At 72.2% G+C, this 21,399-nt stretch carries 16 protein-coding genes and 1 pseudogene; 12 read left to right on the top strand and 5 right to left on the bottom strand.

The features are described 5' to 3' along the window. The first annotated feature begins 53 nt into the window (after positions 1 to 53). On the top strand, positions 54 to 650 hold the full coding sequence (locus AOK23_RS26020; RefSeq protein WP_055715063.1) for a histidine phosphatase family protein: 597 nt from the start codon (positions 54 to 56) through the stop codon (positions 648 to 650). Positions 651 to 661: 11 nt separating this feature from the next. On the opposite strand, the pseudogene AOK23_RS50265 reads toward AOK23_RS26020, so the two are convergent. Together AOK23_RS50265 and AOK23_RS26015 are read right to left on the bottom strand one after the other, a co-directional pair. Beyond that, positions 662 to 1,021, bottom strand: a pseudogene (locus AOK23_RS50265) (IS200/IS605 family accessory protein TnpB-related protein); the annotation flags it as partial. 103 nt (positions 1,022 to 1,124) lie between these two features. Continuing rightward, complete coding sequence (locus AOK23_RS26015) at positions 1,125 to 2,636, bottom strand: NsdA family TPR-like regulatory protein (protein ID WP_055715062.1); 1,512 nt, start codon at positions 2,634 to 2,636, stop codon at positions 1,125 to 1,127. A 317-nt stretch (positions 2,637 to 2,953) separates the two neighbouring features. Here AOK23_RS26015 and AOK23_RS26010 point away from each other — a divergent pair, with 317 nt between their 5' ends. Together AOK23_RS26010 and AOK23_RS26005 are read left to right on the top strand one after the other, a co-directional pair. Continuing rightward, positions 2,954 to 3,403 carry a hypothetical protein gene (locus AOK23_RS26010; RefSeq protein WP_240496559.1) on the top strand — a complete coding sequence of 150 codons (450 nt, stop codon included), beginning with the start codon at positions 2,954 to 2,956 and terminating at the stop codon, positions 3,401 to 3,403. A gap of 129 nt (positions 3,404 to 3,532) precedes the next feature. Then, positions 3,533 to 4,396 carry a spermidine synthase gene (locus AOK23_RS26005; protein ID WP_055715061.1) on the top strand — a complete coding sequence of 288 codons (864 nt, stop codon included), beginning with the start codon at positions 3,533 to 3,535 and terminating at the stop codon, positions 4,394 to 4,396. Between the two features lie 28 nt (positions 4,397 to 4,424). Here the strand turns inward: AOK23_RS26005 and AOK23_RS26000 are convergent, their stop codons facing one another. Next, positions 4,425 to 5,000, bottom strand: coding sequence for a hypothetical protein (locus AOK23_RS26000; RefSeq protein ID WP_055715060.1), 576 nt, complete (start codon positions 4,998 to 5,000; stop codon positions 4,425 to 4,427). A 146-nt stretch (positions 5,001 to 5,146) separates the two neighbouring features. Here AOK23_RS26000 and AOK23_RS25995 point away from each other — a divergent pair, with 146 nt between their 5' ends. After that, positions 5,147 to 5,851: a response regulator transcription factor gene (locus AOK23_RS25995; protein ID WP_055715059.1), complete on the top strand. Its 705-nt coding sequence runs from the start codon at positions 5,147 to 5,149 to the stop codon at positions 5,849 to 5,851. Then, a complete protein-coding gene (locus AOK23_RS25990) occupies positions 5,848 to 7,245 on the top strand; it encodes a sensor histidine kinase (protein WP_055715058.1) in 1,398 nt (465 codons plus the stop codon). The genes AOK23_RS25995 and AOK23_RS25990 overlap by 4 nt, the downstream gene beginning before the upstream one ends. On the opposite strand, the gene AOK23_RS25985 is transcribed toward AOK23_RS25990, so the two are convergent. Further along, on the bottom strand, positions 7,238 to 10,165 hold the full coding sequence (locus tag AOK23_RS25985; RefSeq protein WP_063791403.1) for an AMP-binding protein: 2,928 nt from the start codon (positions 10,163 to 10,165) through the stop codon (positions 7,238 to 7,240). The genes AOK23_RS25990 and AOK23_RS25985 overlap by 8 nt on opposite strands. Positions 10,166 to 10,340: 175 nt before the next feature. On the opposite strand from AOK23_RS25985, the gene AOK23_RS25980 reads away from it, so the two are divergent. The 7 genes from AOK23_RS25980 (at position 10,341) to AOK23_RS25950 (ending at position 19,920) form a co-directional block, all read left to right on the top strand. Further along, positions 10,341 to 11,399: an iron ABC transporter substrate-binding protein gene (locus tag AOK23_RS25980; RefSeq protein WP_055715057.1), complete on the top strand. Its 1,059-nt coding sequence runs from the start codon at positions 10,341 to 10,343 to the stop codon at positions 11,397 to 11,399. A gap of 6 nt (positions 11,400 to 11,405) precedes the next feature. Next, positions 11,406 to 13,076: an ABC transporter permease gene (locus tag AOK23_RS25975; RefSeq protein ID WP_079049708.1), complete on the top strand. Its 1,671-nt coding sequence runs from the start codon at positions 11,406 to 11,408 to the stop codon at positions 13,074 to 13,076. Next, positions 13,073 to 14,290 (top strand): ABC transporter ATP-binding protein, encoded by a 1,218-nt coding sequence (locus tag AOK23_RS25970; RefSeq protein WP_079049707.1) that lies wholly within the window; start codon positions 13,073 to 13,075, stop codon positions 14,288 to 14,290. Before AOK23_RS25975 ends, AOK23_RS25970 begins: the two co-directional genes overlap by 4 nt. 272 nt (positions 14,291 to 14,562) lie before the next feature. Beyond that, entirely contained in the window at positions 14,563 to 15,873 is a 1,311-nt protein-coding gene (locus AOK23_RS25965; protein ID WP_055715056.1) for an ABC transporter substrate-binding protein, read from the top strand. Between the two features lie 123 nt (positions 15,874 to 15,996). Then, positions 15,997 to 16,983, top strand: coding sequence for a carbohydrate ABC transporter permease (locus tag AOK23_RS25960; RefSeq protein ID WP_055715055.1), 987 nt, complete (start codon positions 15,997 to 15,999; stop codon positions 16,981 to 16,983). Continuing rightward, entirely contained in the window at positions 16,980 to 17,873 is an 894-nt protein-coding gene (locus tag AOK23_RS25955; protein WP_055715054.1) for a carbohydrate ABC transporter permease, read from the top strand. Before AOK23_RS25960 ends, AOK23_RS25955 begins: the two co-directional genes overlap by 4 nt. Positions 17,874 to 17,907: 34 nt before the next feature. Beyond that, complete coding sequence (locus tag AOK23_RS25950) at positions 17,908 to 19,920, top strand: beta-galactosidase (protein ID WP_055715053.1); 2,013 nt, start codon at positions 17,908 to 17,910, stop codon at positions 19,918 to 19,920. 150 nt (positions 19,921 to 20,070) lie between these two features. On the opposite strand, the gene AOK23_RS25945 is transcribed toward AOK23_RS25950, so the two are convergent. After that, on the bottom strand, positions 20,071 to 21,399 hold a 1,329-nt coding region (locus tag AOK23_RS25945; RefSeq protein ID WP_055715052.1), incomplete at its 5' end, for a GH1 family beta-glucosidase.

Here is a 21,399-nt window from a genome sequence, read left to right as displayed (position 1 = left end):
CATCCGCCTCTTCATTCTCCCTTCTCCCAGAGGACACCCGGAAAGGTTTTCGCATGGCACCGCGCATCCTGCTGGCCCGCCACGGACAGACGGAATGGTCCCGGCTCGGGAAGCACACCGGCAGGACGGACGTCCCTCTCCTCGAAGAGGGCCGACGCGGTGCCAAGCTGCTCGGCGAGCGCCTGCACCGGCCGCCCCTGGACGGGCTTCCCGGAGTCGAGGTCCGTACGAGTCCCCTCTCACGCGCGCGTGAGACCTGCGAACTGGCCGGGTTCGGCGAGCGCGCCACCGCGTGGGACACGCTGATGGAGGTCGACTACGGGGCGTACGAGGGGCTCACCCCGGCCGACATCCACGCCGTACGGCCCGGCTGGCTCATGTGGCGCGACGGCGTCCCCGAGGGCGAGACCCTCCAGCAGCTCACCGCGCGCGCGGACGACGTGGTGGAGTGGGTGCGGAGCGAGGAGCGCGATGTGCTGGTCTTCGCCCACGGGCACATCCTGCGGTCCATAGCCGCCCGCTGGCTCGGCCAGGGCATCGACTTCGCCGCCCGCGTCCGCCTCAACCCGACGTCCCTGTCGGTCCTCGGCTGGGCCTACGGCGACCCGGCGATCGAGTCGTGGAACGACACGGGGCACCTGTCCGGCTGAGACCGTTCCTGATCAGTGAGCAGGAGTGAGTCTTGGACCCATTCCTGGTCACTGCGGACATCCCGAACGGTTTTGGATGTCCTGGTTGCCCACGTGCTCGCCGCGTCCGGCGGCACGGATCGTGTCCGTGGTCCAGGGATGCGGGGGCGGGGTTCCTCACGCCCAGGGGTGCCCGGTCGGGCCTGGATGGTCCGATGCCCGTGCACATCGCTCTGGTGTGTACGGGGCGGTGTCGTCCGCCGCCGGATCGGGTGGCCCTGGGCGCGTCGTCCGATCGCGATGCTCGCCGCATCGTGCCGGGTGGTCTTACCGGTGGGGCCGGTCCCGGTCATCGGCTGTTGCCAGTGCTGGGCGCCCCAGCGGCTGGTGTAGGTCACTCATACATGGTCACGCTCACTCACCCGACAATGAGGACCAGCAGGTGGAGACCCCTCACCCCACGCGGAACAGGGCCTCGAGCCCGACGAAGTACTGCTAGGCGGTTCGCGCGACGCCCGCGTGGCGTTCCAGGAACGCCGACACGCCCGCCGCGCGGCGGTGCGGCAGCAGGACGCGGGCCGTGCCCGCGAGCATCTGCTGGACCCGGGAGGACTGGACCTCGTCCAGCAGGTCGAGGACCCGCATCCCCGCCGCCGCGGCCTCGTCGGGGCGGCCCCCGCGCGCGAGGTCGTCGGCCAGTTCGGCGGTGTAGAGGGCGATGTTGCGGGTGAAGTGCGGGTTCTGGAGCTGCGCGGCCCTCCGCGCGTGCCGGGCCGCGCGGGGCCAGTCGCCGAGCGTGGACCAGCACTGCGCCTCCAGTGCCTCCAGCTCGGCCTCGCCGTAGAAGGTCATCCACTCCGGGTCGGCGTCGGACGTCCCCCGCCCGAACAGGGCGTGCGCCCGGGCCAGCGCCTGCTCGCACCCGGTGCGGTCGGCGAGCCCCGACCAGCCGCCCGCCTCCCGCAGCGCCAGCAGGGACATCAGCCGCGGCGAACCGAGGGGCCGCGCCACCCGCTGCGCGGCCTGTGCCGCCCGTACCGCCTCCCGCGGCCGGCCCGCGTCCCGCGCGAGGAACGCCGTGTTGCAGAACGCGTGCACCTCCAGGGCCGGGTCGCCCGACATCCGGGCCGTGGCGAGCGCCTCCGCGTAGTGGGAGCGGGCGTCGTCGAAACGCCCCGAGTCATGGGCCAGCCAGCCCACGGAGATGGCGAGTTCACCGGCGCCCGCGTACAGCCGGTCGGCGCTGGCCTGCCGGGTGGTACCCGCGTCGAGCAGCGCGTACGCGGCCCGCAGCGGCGCCGAGGCCCTGCGGTACAGCCCGTCGGCCCCGTGCCGGTCGTCGAGCAGCCGGATCTTGCGCACGGCCGCTTCGAGGGCCCCCGCCTCCGACGAACCCGCGCGGAGCGCGGAACGGCCCGTGGCCGAGGCCGTGCCGGCGAGGGCGAAGGGGCCGAAGGAGGCGGCCGCCACGGCGGCGGTACCCCCGGTCATGAATGCGCGACGTTGCACGTCGCTCTCCTCGTGGTCCTGGTACGTGTGGTGCGTGTCCCGCCGGCCGCGCGCATAGCCCGTGTCGCCCCGCGGGTCCTGCATGTCGTACGTCTCTTGCGTTTCATACGGCTCGTACGACCCTTCCGTCTCACCCCTCGCACCGAGTGGGGAGCGCGAGCGGCTCTTGGTGCGAGGGGAGGGCGCCTCCTCGGTGGAGCGCGCCCCCCGTCCGCGTACCTCCGCGCGGGGCGCGAACCCCAGGTCGGTCAGGGTCCGGCCCGGGAACATATGCAGGAACACCCGTTCGTACGCGTAGTTGGGGCAGCGGATCTCTCCTGACTCGACCCGCCCGACATAGCGCGCGTCACAGCTGACCCGCTCACCGATCTCACGCGCGGCCCGCCGTACCGCCGCGGCGAACTCGCCCGGCGAGCGCTGCCCGCGCAGCCGCCGAAAGGCGAGGTTCGGCCGCTGTGGCCGGGGGGACTGGGATGAGGTCACCGATGACGACGCCATGGTCGGGCCCTCTCTCGCGAACCGTCGAACCGTGCCGGAATCAGGGGAGTTGTCCGCGTCGAGTTGTCCGCGTCCTGGGTGGTTGGTTCCTCTGTGTCCGGCGGGGCAAGAACGTACCCGCCCCACGGATGCCTCGATGCGAGGTTTGGCTACAAACCGGATATCTCATCCTTGATCTGCCATGAACTGCCATCCTTTGCGGCACGGTTCCGCCGTAGCCGTTGACAGGCCCGCGCGTTGGGCAGCGTGGACCGGGAGCGCCCGAACTCCCGCTGCCGTCTGCCGGAAGAAGGGGGTTGTACGCGTTGGAGGCCCGGATGAAGAACGTCGAACCCCGTACGCCGTTGTCCGACGTGCCCGACGCGGAGCACTGGCCGACCCCCGAACACCCCGCCCCGCCGGCCCAGTCGGCCTCCGAGTGCGACCTCGTGACCGTCCCCGCGCGGCAGGGCCTGGAGGCCGTCGACATCCTCCGGCGCGGGGCCCTCGGCGTGGTCGGGCCGGTCATGACCGTGGGGCCCGTCCTGCACGACGACGCCTGCGACACCCTCGGGTTCCTCGTCCCGCCGGGCACGGCCGACGCGTGGGACGTGCCCGGCAGCACCTGCACACAGAGCGACGGGCGGGGCGCGGTACTGGCCCCCGAGGACGGTGCGGACTGGCTGCTGCCGCCGGGGGAGGCGGACCTGGCGACGGACCCGGCGGTGCTGCGGGCGGCGCTCGGCGAGGCGGCGCGGCTGCTCGAGGCCGCCGACAACTGCCGCTGAACGGCGCGGACCGCCCGGCGCCGGGGGCCGCGCCGCCGCCGGGGGCCGCCCAGGAAGGGGCGGCGGCCATGGTCCGTCGGGGAGCACACCGGCGTGGAGGGCCTGCTCCGCACGGTCGATAATGGCCGTATGGGCAGGTCCAAGAAGGGGCGGGGACGAGGAGCCGACGTCGTCGCCGAAGCGGTCGACGGAGGGCTCGCCGAGCTGGTGCCGGATCCGGACCGGGCGCGGGCCTGGACGCTGCTCGTCGACGGGGCTCCGCAGTCGCACGTGGACCTCGACGACCCCGCGTATCTGTCGTTCGAGTACCAGCGGCGGCTCGGCCACGTCATCGATCTCGTCGCCCCGGCCGGGCGGCCCGTGCACGCCGTGCACCTCGGCGGGGGCGCCTTCACGCTCGCGCGGTACGTCGCCGCCACCCGGCCCCGGTCCACCCAGCAGATCGTCGAGCGTGACGCGGCGCTCGTCCACCTCGTACGGCGTGAGCTCCCGTTGGACCCGAACGCCCGGGTACGGGTGCGGTCGACGGACGCGCGCGAGGGTCTGGCCAAGGTGCCGGACGGCTGGGCGGACCTGGTGATCGCGGATGTGTTCAGCGGGGCGCGCACCCCCGCACATCTGACGTCGACGGAGTTCCTCACGGACGTACGGCGGGTGCTGAAGCCGGACGGGTGCTACGCGGCCAATGTCGCCGACGGTCCCCCGCTCGCCCATCTGCGCGGCCAGATCGCCACGGCCGCCGCCGTCCTCCCCGAACTCGCGCTGGTCGCCGACCCGACCGTGCTCCGGGGCAAACGATTCGGCAACGCGGTCCTCGTGGCCTCGGGGCGGCCGCTGCCGCTCGCCGAACTCACCCGCCGTGCCGCCTCCGACCCGCATCCCGGACGCGTCGAGCACGGCAGGGCGCTCACCGACTTCACCGGCGGGGCGGCACCCGTGACCGACGCGGCGGCCGTCGCCTCGCCCGCCCCGCCGCCCTCGGTGTTCCGCTGACCCGCGGGTGGGGCACGGCAGTCGGCGGTCAGAAGTTCTGCACGTCCACGCGGGGCGCGCTGTCGTGCCAGGTGCAGAACACCGACACCCGGTCCGAACCCGCGGCGAAGTCCACGCGGATCCAGGACTCCGTCTTCCACACCTGCATCGACCAGCCCGAGCCGGGCGTCGCCGAGACGAGGGTCGCGTACGTCCTCGTCAGCGAGAAGACCACCCGGCCGCCCTCGGTGTCGTACGCCTTGACCTCACCGGAGTCGCCGGAGTCACCGGACGAGCCGGCGCCCGGACTCGGGCTGACACGAGGGGACTTCGTCGGGGCGGGCGACGCCGTGCCGGTGCCGTCCCTCCCCTGACCGCCCTTCCGCTCCGATCGGCCGGCACTGGGGGAGGGGTCCGGGCGGGCCGTGTCGGAGGCCCGGGCCGGCTCCTCGCGGTCCTTCCCCGGGTCCTTCGCCTCGGCGGCCGTGATGGGCAGGGCGCGGGGAGGGTCGTAGGCGGTGCCGGCCATCACCGTGTGGACACCCCACCACGACAGCGTGACCGCCGCGCCCGTGGCGAGCAGCCAGGCCAGTACGTGTAGGAGTCCTCTGCGCATCGCGGCCATCCTGCACCACGAGTCCCACCCGTGTCGTGGGGTGCGGGGCCCCGTCCGGCGCGTGGAGGGCTTGTGGCGGCGGTGTGCTCGGAGGGTGTGGACAAGTTGTCCACAGGCCCCGACCGGGCTCGTCCCGATGGCGTACGGTGCGGCGCATGGCAAGTGTGCTCGTGGTCGAGGACGACCAGTTCGTACGCTCGGCGCTGATCAGGCATCTGACGGACGCCGCACACACCGTGCGCAGCGTCGGTACGGCCCTGGAGGCGCTGCGCGAGGTCGCCCATCACCGCTTCGACCTGGTCGTCCTCGACCTCGGGCTGCCCGATCTGGACGGCTCCGAGGCGCTGAAGATGCTGCGCGGGATCACCGATGTACCGGTGATCGTCGCCACCGCGCGGGACGACGAGACGGAGATCGTCCGCCTGCTCAACGCGGGCGCGGACGACTACCTGACGAAGCCGTTCTCCGTGGAGCACCTGTCCGCCCGGATGGCCGCGGTCCTGCGCCGCGCGCGCGGCCCCGTGGGGGAGCCGCCTCCGTCCACGGTCATCCGCGTCGGCGGTCTCGCCATCGACCCGCTGCGCCGCCAGGCCGAACTGGACGGCGTACGACTCGACCTGACACGACGCGAGTTCGACCTCCTCGCGTTCCTCGCCGGCCGGCCCGGTGTGGTCGTCCCCCGCAAGGAACTCCTGGCGGAGGTGTGGCAGCAGTCCTACGGGGACGACCAGACGATCGACGTTCATCTGTCGTGGCTGCGGCGGAAGTTGGGGGAGACGGCGGCGCAACCGCGCTATCTGCACACCCTGCGGGGCGTCGGGGTCAAGCTGGAGCCGCCGGGGCCGGCGGTGCTGCCGTGAGGTGGGCGCTGGTCAAGGTGTGCGTGGCGGTGACGACGATGGTCGTGGTCGCCTTCGCCGTGCCGCTCGGTCTCGTCGTCGAGGAGATGGCCCGCGACCGCGCCTTCTCGGGCGCCGAGCGGGAGGCGGCGGCCATCGCCCCGGCCCTGTCCATCACCAGCGACCGCGAGCAGTTGGAGCGGGTCGTCGCCTCGGCGGGCGCGGACGACGGGCTCGCGGTCCACATCCCGGCGGTCGGCGACGGGGCCGCGGCGCTCGACCTCGGCCGGCAGCGGGCCTCCGACAAGGACATCGCCACCGTGCGCGAGCTGGGCCGCGCGTCCACCACCGAGGTGGCGGGCGGGTCCACGCTGCTCCAGCCCACCGCGCTCAGTTCGGGCGAGATAGCGGTCGTCGAGGTGTTCGTCCCCGAGGCCGAGGTGAGCAACGGCGTGGCCACCGCGTGGGCGGTGCTCGCCGGTGTGGGTGTGGCCCTCGTCGTCGGCTCGGTCGCGGTGGCCGACCGGCTGGGGGTGCGGATGGTCCGGCCCGCCCGGCGGCTGGTGGACAGCGCCCACGACCTGGGCGAGGGGCAGTTGGGCGTGCGGGTGCCCGAGGAGGGGCCGAAGGAACTGCGGCTGGCGGCGGCGGCGTTCAACGCGATGGCCGACCAGGTGGTCCAGCTCCTGGCGAACGAGCGGGAGCTGGCGGCCGACCTGTCGCACCGGCTGCGCACGCCGCTGACCGTGCTGCGGCTCAACGCGGCCTCGCTCGGCGACGGGCCGGCCGCCGAGCAGACCCGGGCGGCGGTGGAGCAGCTGGAGCGCGAGGTCGACACGATCATCCGGACGGCGCGGGAGGCCAAGCCGCAGACCGCGGCGGTGGGGCCGGGCGCCGGGTGTGACGCGGCGGAGGTGGTCCGGGAGCGGATGGCGTTCTGGTCGGCGCTCGCGGAGGACGAGGGCCGCAAGTGGCGGGTGGCCGGGGTCGAGCGGCCGGTCCGCATACCCGTCGCCCGGGCCGACCTCGCCGCCGCGCTCGACGCCCTCCTCGGCAATGTCTTCCGGCACACGGCGGAGGGCACCGCCTTCGCCGTCGACGTGCACAACGGCGAGGACGCCGTGATCGTGCTCGTCTCCGACGCGGGCCCCGGCATCGCCGACCCCGAGGCGGCCATGGCCCGCGGCCGCGGCTCCGGGCACGACGGCTCGACCGGGCTCGGCCTCGACATCGTCCGCCGCCTCGCGGAGGCGACGGGCGGCGACGTACGCATCGGATCGTCGGTGCTGGGCGGGGCGGAGGTGCGGATCTGGATCCAGCTGGGCGCTCAGGGCGGGAAGGGGCCGACGCGCAAGGGGCACCGCGGGGCGATGCGGCGCCGCAGACAGAGCGGGTTGGCGTCGGTCCTCAAGTAGTCCGTCGCTCCGGCGCGGCGCCGGGGCCCGAGAGGGCTGACAGCCGGCGCACCGCGCGGGTCACTCGGGTCGCCACCGCCGCGTAGGCGATGCCCACGGCGAGGGAGGCGAGGAGGGCGAGGGCGGGGAAGCCGTGCTGGAGGTGGGGGTAGACCTGGAAGTGGGTCAGATAGATGTAGAGGGAACTGCTTGCGAGGAGGCCGGCGAGGCGGTTCACGGGGCCGAGGCTGGGCAGGGTCGGGACCCAGATCAGCAGGGCGAGACCGGTGATCACCACGGCTGTGCGCAGCTGTTGGTCCGGCTGGAAGAGGCCGGGCGTGGCGAGCAGCAGGACCGCGGTCAGGAGCAGGCGCCGCCGGGGCGTGGTGGCGCGGGCCGCCGCCCAGCCCAGGGCGAAGAGCCAGAAGACCACCGTGGGGCCGAGGTGGAAGCGGGCGGGCGCCAGACCGGCCACGTCGTAGCGTCCCAGCAGACCGATGGCCAGCAGGGCGAGCGGGACGCCGAAGGCATGACGGCGCTCCAGACGGTCGAGCAGGGGGAAGGCCAGCAACAGGGCGAGCGCGACCAGGAAGTAGAGCAGTGCCTCGATGAACCAGTAGTGCCACTCGTGGCGTTCGGGCCCCTGGTCGAGGAGGCTGTTGAGGAGGAGGGCGTTGGCAGGGTCGTAGAGGCCGGTCGCGAGGACCGCCGCGGTGATCCACGCCGCACTCGGCAGGGCGATCCTGGCGATGCTGCGCCACAGGTGCCGCACCCGCACCCGGTGTTCGGCCTCGGTGAGATGGAAGCGGGCGAAGTTGTGGCCCGCGACGCCGATGAGGATGTGGGCGGCGCCCTGGAGGGTGAAGAGCTGGATGTGCGAGCCGACGATCAGGACGATGCCGACGGCGCGCAGGGCGATACCGGTCTCCAGGGTGCGGCGTATGCCGGCGCGGGTGGCGGCCGGTCGTGTCTCGGTCCGGGCGGAGGCCGCGGTCGCCGGGACCAGGTCGCGGATGGGGCGGGTATGCCAGTCGGACGGGAGGGTGCCGAGTGCCTGCTCCAGGCACAGGGACATCTCGACGTAGCAGAGGGAGTCGCCGCCCAGGCCGACGAAGCTGCTGTCGTCGGTGACGTCGGTGCGGTCGAGGATCTCGGCGTAAAGGGCACGCAGTTGAGCCGTGGAGTGCCGGTCGTGTGCCGTGGGCCGGCCGGCTGAGGGGTGCTCGCCGGCCGAACGGTGCTCGTCGGCCGCGACGCGCTTGTCGGCCGGCGTGTTCCCGGTACCTGCGGCGCGCATGTCGACCGGGGGGTGCGAGGACGTCGCCGTGGATCTCGCCGTCGGCGAGGCCGTCGACGGTGCCTGCGCGGAGGGCGGTGTCTTCGAGGTGGGCGAAGGTGCTGTGGTGGGCGAAGGTGCCGTGGTGGAGGGTGGCGCGGTCGGGCGGGTCAGGCGGCGGACGGCCGCGTAGTCGGGCTTGCCGGTGGGCAGGCGGGGGAGGTCCGTTTCGGGGAGCGCCCGCAGGCGCACCGCTCGGGGCGGGAGGCCGCACGAGGCCGCTGCCAGGCGCCGAAGGCGGGGCTCGTCGGCGGCGGTTCCGCCGACGGTGATCGCCAATTCGTCGCCGTCGCCCGCGCAGTACGCCTTCACACCGTGCCCCTCCAGGGCGGCCTCGACGCGCTGCGGGTCGATGCGCAGGCCGAGGATCTTCGCGAAGCGGCTGCGGCGGCCGACGATCTCGTACAGGCCGTCGGGGGCCTGCCGGGCGAGGTCGCCGGTGTGGAGCTCGGTGAGGGAGCGTCCGAGGGCGAGGTCGGCTGGGCTCTCGGCGTAGCCGAGCATCACGTTGGGGCCCGAGTACATCAGCTCGCCCACCCCGGGGCCGTGGCCCTGGTCGGGTCCGTGGCCGTGGTCGTGGTCGTCGAGCGGGCGCAGGCGGAAGGAGCCGCCGGGGATCGGGATGCCGACGGCCTCCGGGCGGGTGGCCGCGAGGTGGGGCGGCAGATAGGCCATACGGGCGGTGGCCTCGGTCTGGCCGTACATGACGAACAGGTCCCAGCCGCGGCGGCGCCCCAACTCGGCGTAGCGGGCGACCCGCTCGGGCGCGAGCCGCCCCCCGGCCTGGGTGATCCGGCGCAGTCGCGGCAGCTCCATCCGGTCGAAGCCGATCCGGTCGAGCAGGTCGAAGGTGTACGGCACCCCGGCGAGCGAGGTGGCGCGGGCGGCGCGGAACTCGGCCCAGAAGGCGTCGTCGGTGACCGACCGCTCGGTGAGGAGCAGCCCGGCGCCGCGCAGCAGATGGCTGTGGATGACGGAGAGGCCGTAGCAGTAGTGCATCGGGAGCGTGGTGGCCGCCCGGTCGGAGTCGGTGATGCCCAGGTAGGTGGCGATGGACTCGGCGTTGGCCTGCACGTTCTCGTGCGAGAGCCGTACGAGCTTGGGCGAGCCCGTCGAGCCCGAGGTGCTCAGCAGAAGGGCGAGGTCCGGGTGGAGGGTGTGGGCGGTGCCGGGGTGGTGCTCGTCGAGCGTCCAGGCGCCGTCGGCGCCCGGGCGGGCCACCACGTCGGGCGCGTACGCGGCGGTGAGGGACGCGATGCCGTCGTCGCTGTCGCCGGGGACGAGCAGCACGGGGTGGCCGGCGGAGAGGGCGGCCAGATAGGTGACCAGCGCGTCGTCACGGTTGGCGCCGGCCACCAGCACCAGTCGCCGCACCCGCCCGAGGCACTCGGCGGTGGCGGCCACGCGCTCGGCGAGGGCGCGGTAGGTGACGACGCCCGTGGGTGTGTGGAGGGCGACACGGTCGCCGTGCGCGGCGAGGTCGCGCGCGAAGGGCACCGAGGACGGTCGGACCTGGGGCCTCGGCAACAGGACCGGGGAGGCCGGTGCGGTGCGGACGGGCAGGGCGACGGAGGTGGCCCGGACGGGGCCGGAGGAGTGGATCACGGGGCGCGGCCTTTCCGGAACAGCGTCCGCGGGTAGCACACGCCCCTTGACGCTTAGGTAAGCTTTACCTTATTCATAGCATGTTCACAGTTGGCTAAAAAGCGTCAGCTCACCCTCGCCGACCGAGGCCGCAGCCCCGCGGTACGTCGGTGAACCGTGCAGGAAAGGCACACATATGCGACCCCCTCTGGGTGGCCGGATCTTCGCGCTCGTCGCGGCCGGTCTGCTGCTTCCCGCCCTCGCCGCCTGCGGCTCCGGCGACGACAAGGACGGCGGCGGGTCGGGTGAGGCGGGCGATGCGACCCTCGTCATCTACACCGGCCGCAACGAGAAGCTGGTCAAGCCGATCCTGGACAAGCTGGAGAAGGCCGTGGGCGCCGATGTCGAGGTGCGCTACGGCGACAGCGCCGAACTCGCGGCGCAGATCCTGGAGGAGGGCGACCGCACCAAGGCCGGGCTGTTCTTCTCCCAGGACGCCGGGGCGCTCGGCGCGCTCTCCCGTGAGGGCATGCTGGCGAAGTTGCCGCAGGCCAGCCTCGACAAGGTCGACAAGGCCTACCGGAGCGGCGAGGGCGACTGGGTGGGCCTGTCGGGGCGCGTCCGAGTCATCGCGTACAACCCGGACCGGGTGGGCGCGGACGAGGTCCCGGACAGCGTCCACGACGTGGTGAAGCCCGAGTGGAAGGGCAAGGTCGGCTTCGCTCCCACCAACGCCTCCTTCCAGGCGTTCGTCACCGGGATGCGTGTCCTGGAGGGCGACGAGGCGGCCCGGAAGTGGCTGGAGGACCTCAAGGCCAACGGGGCCAAGACCTACGCCAACAACCTCGCCACGCTCGACGCCGTGGAGGCCGGCGAGGTCTCCCTGGGCCTCGTCAACCACTACTACTGGTACGAGCGGGTCGCCGAGAAGGGCGAGGACGGGGTCGACGCCAAGCTGCACTTCCTGCCCGGCAAGGACCCCGGCGCGCTCATCAACGTGGCCGGCGTCGGCGTCCTCGCGGCCAACGAGGACCAGAGCGCGACCGCGCGGAAGGCCGTGGACTACCTGCTGTCCAAGGACGCGCAGACCTACTTCGCGGACAAGACCAAGGAGTACCCGCTGGCCGCGGGCGTCACCAGCTCCGTCGAGGGGCTGCCGCCGTTCGAGTCGCTCCAGTCGCCCGACATCGACCTCGGCAAGCTGGAGTCCCTCCAGGAGACGCTGGCGATGCTCCAGGACGTCGGGCTGGTCTGACCGGCCGTGAAACCGTCGCCCAACCCCCCGCACGCGCCGACCGACCGGCACGGGCCGACCGACCCGCACGCCCCGCACGCGCCGACCGACCCGCGTGCGCAGGGCGCCCCGCGTGCGCGGGCCACCCCCCGCCCGGCGGAGACACCGGCCGGCTTCGCCGGACGCGGGGCGGAGCGCAGGCCACCCCTGGTCCTGCTCGTCCCCGCGTGCGTGGCCGCCCTCTTCGCCCTGCTCCCGCTCGGCTACCTGGCCGTCCGCGCCCTGGAACGCGGCCCCGCCTTCGCCTGGGCGGTCGTCGCCGACGAGCGGACGCTGGACCTCCTCGGGCGCAGCCTGGGCCTGACCGCCGCGGTCGTCGCCACCTGCGTGGTCCTCGGGGTCTCGCTGGCCTGGCTGACGGTGCGCACCGCGCTGCCGGGTGCCCGCTTCTGGTCGGTCGCCGCGACGCTGCCGCTGGCCGTGCCCAGCTATGTGGCGGCCTTCGCGTGGCTGTCGGCCGAACCGGACCTCGCCGGGTTCGGCGGGGCTGCGCTCTCGCTGACCCTGGTGAGCTTCCCGTACGTGCTGCTGCCGGTCGCGGCGGCGCTCAGGGGCATCGACCCGGCGCAGGAGGAGGCCGCGCGCTCCCTCGGGCACGGTCCGCTCCGTACGTTCCTCCGGGTCACCCTGCCGCAGTTGCGTCCGGCGGCGGCGGGCGGGGCGCTGCTCGTCGCGCTGTACGTGCTCTCGGACTTCGGTGCCGTCTCGCTCATGCGGTACGACACCTTCACCTGGGCCATCCACACCTCGTACCGGGCCTCCTTCGACCGCACCCCCGCCGCCGCGCTCAGCGTCGTCCTGGTGTTGATGACCGTGACCCTGGTCGCCGCCGAGGCGCGGACACGCGGCCGGGCCGGGCACGCGAGGACCGGCGGCGGCACCGCCCGCCCGACGGCGCCCGTGGCGCTCGGCCGCTGGAAGCCGCTCGCCCTGCTGTGGTGCGGCGCGGTGCTCGCCGTGGCCGTCGCCTTCCCGCTCGGCACCCTCGGCTACTGGCTCGCGGTCGGCTCCTCCGCCACCTGGGACCTCGGCGGCCTCACCGAGACGGCCTGGGCCACGCTCGGCGTCGCCGCGGCGGGCGCCGCCCTCACCACGCTCCTCGCCCTGCCCGTCGGCGTGATCGCCGCCCGGCACCAGGGGCGCTGGGCACGGCTGCTGGAGCAGGCCGCCTACGCCGGGCACGCCCTCCCGGGTATCACGGTCGCCCTGTCCCTGGTCTTCTTCGCCGTCCGCTACGCCTACCCCCTCTACCAGGAGCTCCCGCTGCTGGTCTGCGCGTACGCGGTCCTCTTCCTCCCGGTCGCGGTGGCCGCCACCCGCGCCGCCGTGCTCCAGGCCCCGCCCGTCCTCGAGGACGTGGCCCGCTCGCTCGGCCGCCGGCCCTGGCAGGTGCTCCGTGAGATCACCGTCCCGCTGGCCGCGCCGGGTGTCGCCGCCGGGGCCGCGCTGACCTTCGTCGTTTGCATGAAGGAACTCCCGGCGACCCTGCTTCTGCGCCCCACCGGCATGGACACGCTCGCCACGCGCCTGTGGACCGAGACGGGCGCAGGCTCCTTCGCGGCGGCCGCCCCGTACGCCGCCGCGCTCATCCTGTTGGCCGCCGTGCCTTCGTACCTGCTGGGGAGGCACCGACCATGAACGAGTCACACGCGAGCGAGCCGGCCACGAACGTGCCGGACGCGCACAGGTCCACCATCGACGAACAGCACACGATCGAACAAGAACCGTCACGGCGGCCTGGGAAGGACTCGCCCGCAAACGAGCCGCACGCAAACCCGCCGCATACGGACGACCCGGACGGGAACGCCCTCCGTGTGGAGGGCCTCACGAAGTCCTACGCGGCCGGCCACGACCCCGTCCTGCGCGACCTGAGGCTCACCGTCCCGGCGGGTGCGCTGGCGGCGGTCCTCGGCCCCTCCGGAGGCGGCAAGACCACGCTCCTGCGGATCGTCGCCGGGTTCCTGCGGGCCGACGCGGGCACCGTCCGGCTCGGCGGGCGGACCCTGGCCGGGCCCGGTGTCCATGTGCCACCGGAGCGGCGCCGTATCGGGATCGTGCCCCAGGAGGGCGCCCTCTTCCCCCACCTGAGCGTGGCCCGGAACGTGGCCTTCGGGCTGACCGGCCTGACCCGGGGCGAACGGCGGAACCGCACCGGCGAACTCCTGGAGCTCGTCGGCCTCGCCGGATACGGCGACCGGATGCCGCACGAACTCTCCGGCGGCCAGCAACAGCGCGTGGCCCTCGCCAGGGCCCTCGCGCCCCGGCCTCAGCTCGTCCTGCTGGACGAGCCGTTCAACGCCCTCGACAGCGCCCTCAGGGCGGGCGTACGGGCCGACGTACGCGCCGCGCTGCGGGCGACCGGGGCCACGGCCGTCCTCGTCACCCACGACCAGCAGGAGGCCCTCTCCACGGCCGACCTCGTCGCCGTCGTACGGGACGGCCGGGTCGCCCAATGCGACACCCCGCAGGACCTCTACCGCCGCCCGGCCGACCCCTGGGTCGCGGGCTTCGTGGGCGACGCGGTGCTGCTCCCCGCCACCGTCGGCAGCGACGGCACGGCCCGGACCCCGCTCGGCGCCGTCCCGCTCGCCGCTCGGCCGCAGGGACAGGCCACCGGCACCCTGATGCTCCGCCCGGAACAGCTTCGGCTCACCGCTCCGGCCGCCGAGGGCGCCGTGCGGGGAACGGTCACCGACGTGTGCTTCTACGGCCATGACGCCATGGTCACGGTCGCCGTCGACGGCCACGACACCCCGGTCGGCATCCGCGTCGCGGGCCCGCTGCCGGTACAGCCGGGCGACGCGACCGGCGTCCGGGTGACGGGAGAGGCGACACTGCACCCGGCAGGCTGACCGGGCCCTTGGGGTGACGGGTCTTGTGCGGTCGCCGCACCCCTAATACGTGTATGTGGCAACTAGTGATGAGAGTCGCGCATGTGACGGTCACGTTTCGACGAACAGGGATTACGTTTCAACAAAGGGGGACAAGAAGGCTTGACGCGCGACCCGGCATAGGGCTGTTATGGCGACCACGATGTTCGGTCAAGTTGGTTTCTGGTCGATTTCGATCACTAGCCGACGAGGGCCTCTTGATGACCGAACCACTTGTCCCCAGGGAGCCGTTCATGCATCTCACACCTTCCGGTCTCTCCGTGCCCGGCACGAGCCGCCGCACCCTGCTGCGCGGCATAGGCGGGGCCGCGGCGCTCGGCGCGGGCGTCCCGCTGCTCAGCGCCTGCGGCGGCAGTGGCGGCTCGGCCGCTGACTCGAAGACCGTCTCGCTCGGCTCCAACGCCTCCGACGCGGTGCCGAAGAAGGCGTTCGCGGAGATCTACGCCGACTTCGCCAAGAAGTCCGGCATCAAGGTCGACGTGAACACCAAGGACCACAACACGTTCCAGGAGCAGATCAACTCCTACCTGCAGGGCACGCCGGACGACGTGTTCCACTGGTTCGCGGGCTACCGGATGCAGTTCTTCGCGGCCAAGGGGCTGGCCAGCCCGATCGACGAGGTGTGGAAGAAGATCGGGGGGAACTTCCCCGAGGCGATGAAGAAGCTCAGCCAGGGTGAGGACGGCAAGTCCTACTTCGTGCCGCTGTACACGTACCCCTGGGCGCTCTTCTACCGCAAGAGCGTCTTCCAGGAGAAGGGCTACGAGGTTCCCACCACGTGGGACCAGCTCATCGCGCTGTGCAAGCAGATGAAGAAGGACGGCCTGGTCCCGATCGCCTTCGGTGACAAGGACGCCTGGCCCGCGATGGGCACCTTCGACCAGATCAACTTCCGTGCCAACGGCTACGACTTCCACGTCGAGCTGATGGCGGGCAAGGCCTCCTGGACGGACGCCAAGGTCCGCAAGACGTTCGACCTGTGGTCCGAGCTGCTGCCGTACCACCAGGAGGGCGCGGTCGGCCGTACCTGGCAGGACGCGGCGCAGACGCTGGTGTCGAAGAAGGCGGGCATGTACCTGCTGGGCTCGTTCGTGGGCCAGCAGTTCACCAACAAGGCCGACCTGGACGACCTGGACTTCTTCGCCTTCCCGGAGATCGACCCGGCGTACGGCCAGGACACCGTCGAGGCCCCCACCGACGGCTTCATGATGAGCAAGAGCCCGAAGAACAAGGCCGGCGCGGTCAAGCTCCTGGAGTTCCTCGGCACCCCCGAGGCGGAGCAGATCTACCTCAAGGCCGACCCGAACGTGGTGGCCGCCTCCACCAAGGCCGACACCTCCTCGTACACGCCGCTGCAGAAGAAGGCGTACGAGATGATCTCCGGGGCCAAGAGCCTGACGCAGTTCATGGACCGCGACAGCCGCCCGGACTTCACCTCCACGGTGATGCAGCCGTCGCTGCAGAAGTTCATCCGTGACCCCAAGGGCATCGACAGCCTGCTCTCGTCGATCGAGCGCCAGAAGAAGACGATCTTCGCGTCCTGACGGCCGACCGTCCCGACGGCCGCCCCACGACCGCCTCCGCGGTCACGTAGGCGGCCGTCGGGGCGGCTGTCCCCAGGACTGTCCGCCCCCAAGACCGTCCTCACGACTGGATGACCGACAGACATGACGACCTCACCCACCAAGAGCCCGGAAGCGCCCGCGCCGCCTCCGGGCTCCACCCCTGCCGCGAAGACGGCGGCCACCAAGGTGCCCCAGGGGCACAAGCGCCTCCTCACCGGGCGTGACCGGCTCACGCTGGGCCTGATGGCGGGCCTGCCGACGATCCTCCACGTCGCCCTCGTCTGGGTGACCGCGCTCGCCTCGATCCTGCTGGCCTTCACCACCTGGGACGGCATCGGCTTCGACTCCATCGAGTGGGTCGGGCTGCACAACTTCGAGGAGTTGTTCACCAACAACCCGCAGTTCTGGCCCGCGGTCGAGCACAACATCGTGTGGTTCGTCGTGCTGATCCTGATCCCGACGCCGATGGGGCTGTTCCTCGCGGTGCAGCTGGACAAGCAGATCCGCTTCAGCCGCGTCTACCAGACCGCGTTCTTCCTGCCCGTCGTGATGTCGCTCGCGGTCATCGGCTTCGTGTGGCAGCTGATCTACAACCCCGACACGGGCCTGATCAACAGCATCATCGGCGCCAACAAGCCCGGCCACTACATCGACTGGATCGGCGACCCGGACCTGAACCTGTGGGCGATCCTGATCGCCGCGTCCTGGCGCCACACCGGCTACATGATGATCCTCTACCTGGCCGGTCTGAAGAGCGTCGACCCGTCCCTGCGGGAGGCCTCCGCGCTCGACGGCGCCAACGAGTGGCAGACGTTCAAGAACGTCATCTTCCCCACCCTGCGCCCCACGAACACCGTCGTGCTGGTCGTCACCATCATCGAGGCCCTGCGCGCCTTCGACCTCGTCTTCGTCTTCAACAAGGGCGCCGAGGGCACCGAGCTGCTGTCGATCCTGGTCACCAACAACATCATCGGTGAGTCCAGCCGTATCGGATACGGCTCGGCCATCGCCGTCGTCCTGCTGGTGATCTCCCTCGCCGTGATCATCCCCTACCTGATCGCGACCTTCCGGAAGGAGCGGCGCGCATGAGCACCACCGTCGCCACCGACGCTCTGAAGCAGCGCACTCCCGTCCGCCCCGCCCGGGTCCTGCTCCACGTCTTCCTCGGCGGCGCGGCGCTCGCCTGGCTCGCGCCCCTGCTGTGGGCGCTCTACGCGGCGATGCGCCCGTACGGCGAGACCAGCGAGAAGGGCTACGTCTCCTGGCCCGACAAGCTGAGCTTCGACAACTTCACGAACGCGTTCACCCAGTCGGACATGACGCACTACTTCGTGAACACGCTGATCATCGCCGTGCCCGCGGTGCTGCTGACGCTGTTCCTGTCGTCGATGGTCGCGTTCTACGTCAGCCGCTTCGACTTCCGTGTCAACCTCTTCCTGCTGCTGGTGTTCACCGCGGGCAACCTGCTCCCGCAGCAGGTCATCATCACCCCGCTGTACCGCCTGTACCTGCTCATCGACATCCCCGGCATCACGATGAGCGGCAAGCTCTACGACTCCGCGCTCGGCCTGGTCCTCATCCACGTGGCCTTCCAGTCCGGCTTCTGCGCCTTCGTGCTGAGCAACTACATGCGGTCCCTGCCGCACGAGCTGACCGAGGCCGCGCTCGTCGACGGCGCCTCCGTGTGGCGCCTGTACTGGCAGATCGTGCTGCCCCTGTGCAAGCCCGCGATGGCCGCCCTGGCGACGCTGCTGTCCATCTGGATCTACAACGACTTCTTCTGGGCGCTGGTGCTGATCTCCACCGGTGAGAACATGCCGATCACCTCGGCGCTGAACAACCTCTCCGGCCAGTACTTCACCGACCCCAACCTGGTCGCCGCCGGCGCCCTGCTCACCGCCATCCCGACGCTGGTCGTGTACTTCGCGCTCCAGCGCCAGTTCGTCAGCGGTCTGACGCTCGGCGCCAACAAGGGCTGACACCGGCCCCGTTCGAAAGAGAACAACCCGACCCATGAGCACCCTGAACGTCCCCGGCATCGCGTACGGCGGCGACTACAACCCCGAGCAGTGGCCCGAGGAGGTCTGGCACGAGGACGTACGCCTCATGCGCGAGGCCGGCGTCACGATGGTGAGCGTCAACATCTTCTCGTGGGCGCTCCTGGAGCCCCGCGAGGGCGAGTACGACTTCTCCCGCCTGGACCGCATCCTCGCCCTGCTCCACGAGAACGGCATCGCGGCCGACCTGGCCACCCCGACGGCGGCGCCCCCGGCGTGGTTCTTCCGCGCCCACCCCGAGGCGCTCCCGGTCGACAAGGACGGCCGCACCCTCTCGTACGGCAGCCGCCAGACGTTCTGCCCGTCGAGCCCAGCCTACCGCGAGGCGGCCCTGCGGATGGCCGGCGAACTCGGCCGCCGCTACGCCGACCACCCGGCGGTGGTCATGTGGCACGTCCACAACGAGTACGGCTGCCACAACGGCGAGTGCCACTGCGACACGAGCGCGGCGGCGTTCCGCGTCTGGCTGCGGGAGAAGTACGACGACGACCTGGCGGCGCTCAACGACGCCTGGGGCACGACGTTCTGGAGCCAGTGGTACTACGACTGGGACGAGATCATCCCGCCCCGCGCCACCGGTGCCGTCCCCAACCCGACGCACCAGCTGGACTGGCGCCGCTTCTGCAGCGACGCGCTGCTGTCCCTGCTGAAGGCGGAGCGGGAGGTACTGCGGGGCGCGGCCCCCGAGGTGCCCGCCACCACCAACTTCATGGTGATGTACAACTTCGACAAGCTGGACTACTGGCGCTGGGCGCCCGAGCTGGACATCGTCTCCAACGACCACTACCTCCAGTCCACGGACCCCGAGTCGGAGATCGACATCGCGCTCAGCGGCGACCTGGTCCGCTCGCTCGCGGGCGGCCGCCCGTGGCTGCTGATGGAGCACTCCACCGGCGCGGTCAACTGGCAGCCGGTCAACCGCGCGAAGACGGCGGGCGAGCTGCGCCGCAACGCGCTCTCCCACGTGGCGCGCGGCGCCGACGGCATCGCCTACTTCCAGTGGCGGGCCGCCAAGGCCGGCGCCGAGCAGTGGCACTCGGCGATGCTCCCGCACGCCGGCACCGACAGCCGGATCTGGCGGGACGTCGTCGCACTGGGCGCGGACCTGAAGGCGCTGGCGGAGGTGCGGGGCAGCACGGGCACCGCCGAGGTGGCCGTCGTCTGGGACTGGGACGCCTGGTGGGCCGTCGAACTGCCCTCCCAGCCGAGCGGTGAGCTGCGCTTCCAGGATCTGGTGCGGGCCTGGTACGAGCCGCTGTGGCGGTCCGGCGTGGCGGTGGACTTCGTCCGGCCCGACGCGGACCTGTCGGCGTACAAGCTCGTCCTCGCGCCGAGCCTGTACCTGGTGGACGACGAGGGCGCGGCGAACCTCACCGGCTTCGCCGAGCGGGGCGGCACGCTGGCCGTCGGCTTCCACAGCGGGGCGGTCGACGAGAACTGCCACATCCGCCTCGGCGGCTACCCGGGCGCGTTCCGCGAGGCGCTGGGCGTCCACACGGACGAGGTGTTCCCGCTGCTGCCGGACGAGTCGGTGGAGCTGACCGGGCTCGGCGAGGGCGCGCGGGGTGTCCTGTGGTCCGAGCGGGTCGCGCTGCGGGGCGCCGAGTCGGTCGCCACGTACGCCTCCGGCCCGCTCGCCGGGGTCCCGGCGGTGACCCGCCACGCGTACGGCACGGGAACGACCTGGTACGTGGCGACCCGCCCCGAACCGGAGGCCCTCGCGTCGCTGCTGGACCGCATCCGCGAGGAGGCGGGCGTCCGCCCGGTCCGCACGACCCCGGGCACGGTCGAGGCGGCCCTGCGCCGCGGCTCCGAGGCCGACTACCTCTTCCTGATCAACCACGGGGACGAGGAGGCCGAGGTGGAGGTGGCCGCGGACGCCGTCGACCTCTTGACAGGCAGCCCCCTCACCACCGGCTCACTGAAGCTGGCGGCCGGGGACGTGGCGGTGGTGCGCGAGCCGCGCTGACGGTGGCGACCTGCGTGGGGCGCCCGTACGGGCACTGACTCCGGAGTCGGTGCCCGTACGGGCGCCCGCCGTATTCCTACTCTTTTGATTCTCGCTCCATGAGTGGGACCCCGTACGGCATCGGCGAAGGTCCCGCCACCAGGGTCTGTGTTACGGCCTGGGGGCCGCCAGCGGCGGGAGCGCGCCCGTCTTCGCCGCCTGGGAGTACCAGAGCGCGCTGGACTTGGGGGTGCGGGTGAGCGTCGCGTAGTCGACGTACACCGCGCCGAAGCGCTTGCTGTAGCCGTAGGCCCACTCGAAGTTGTCCAGCAGGGACCACAGGTAGTAGCCGCGCACGTCCGCGCCCTCGGCGATGGCGCGGCGCACGGCGCGCAGATGGCCGTGGAGGTAGGCGATGCGCTCGGGGTCGTGGACGCGGCCGTCGCTGTCCATCTTGTCGTCGTAGGCCGCGCCGTTCTCCGTGACGTACAGCGGCAGGCCGGGCGCCTCCCGCGTGTACCGCATGATCAGCTCGTGCAGGCCGGTCGGGTCGATGGTCCAGCCCATCTCCGTGCGCTCGCCCGGCGTCTGGTGGAACAGGACGTCGTCCGCGGCCGGCCACGGCGAGTGGTCGCTCGCGCCGTGGCCGTCCGCCCGCGGCCCGGCCATGTCCGGCGACGCCGCGCCGACGAGGGTGGGCGTGTAGTAGTTCAGGCCCAGCGCGTCCAACGGCTGGTGGGCCGTCGCCACGTCGCCGTCCTGCACGAACGACCAGTCCGTCAGCTGCGACGTCGCCGCGAACAGCGACTCCGGGTACGCCCCGTGCAGCATCGGCCCGTGGAAGACCCCGTTCGCCAGGTCGTCGATCTTCCGGACCGCCGCCAGGTCCTCCGGGGTGTTCGACAGCGGCCGCACGACGGACGAGTTCAGGCTCACCGCCACCGAGTTGCGCGCCGGCATCACCGCGCGCAGCGCCACCGCGCCGAGACCGTGCGCCAGGTTCAGATGGTGGGCCGCGCGCAGCGACGCCACCGGGTCTGTACGGCCCGGCGCGTGCACCCCGGAGCCGTAGCCCAGGAACGCGCTGCACCACGGCTCGTTCAGCGTGATCCACTGCTCGACGCGGTCGCCCAGCGCCTCGCCCACGATCCGCGCGTACTCGGCGAAGCGGTACGCGGTCTCGCGCTCCGGCCAGCCGCCCGCGTCCTCCAGCTCCTGGGGGAGGTCCCAGTGGTAGAGCGTCACGGCCGGCTTGATGTTCTTCGCCAGCAGCTCGTCGACCAGCCGGCGGTAGAAGTCCAGGCCGCGCTGGATCGCCGGGCCCCGGCCCGTCGGCTGCACCCGCGACCAGGAGATCGAGAAGCGGTACGAGGTGAGACCCAGGTCCGCCATCAGCGCCACGTCGTCGCGGTAGCGGTGGTAGTGGTCGACAGCGATGTCACCGGTCTCACCACCGGCCGTCTTGCCCGGCGTGTGGCTGAAGGTGTCCCAGATGGAGGG

This window comes from Streptomyces torulosus, from assembly GCF_001419765.1.
GTDB lineage: Bacteria > Actinomycetota > Actinomycetes > Streptomycetales > Streptomycetaceae > Streptomyces > Streptomyces torulosus.
The sequence above is the reverse complement of the archived record's forward strand: the minus strand, read 5'-3'. Positions and strand labels throughout refer to the sequence as shown.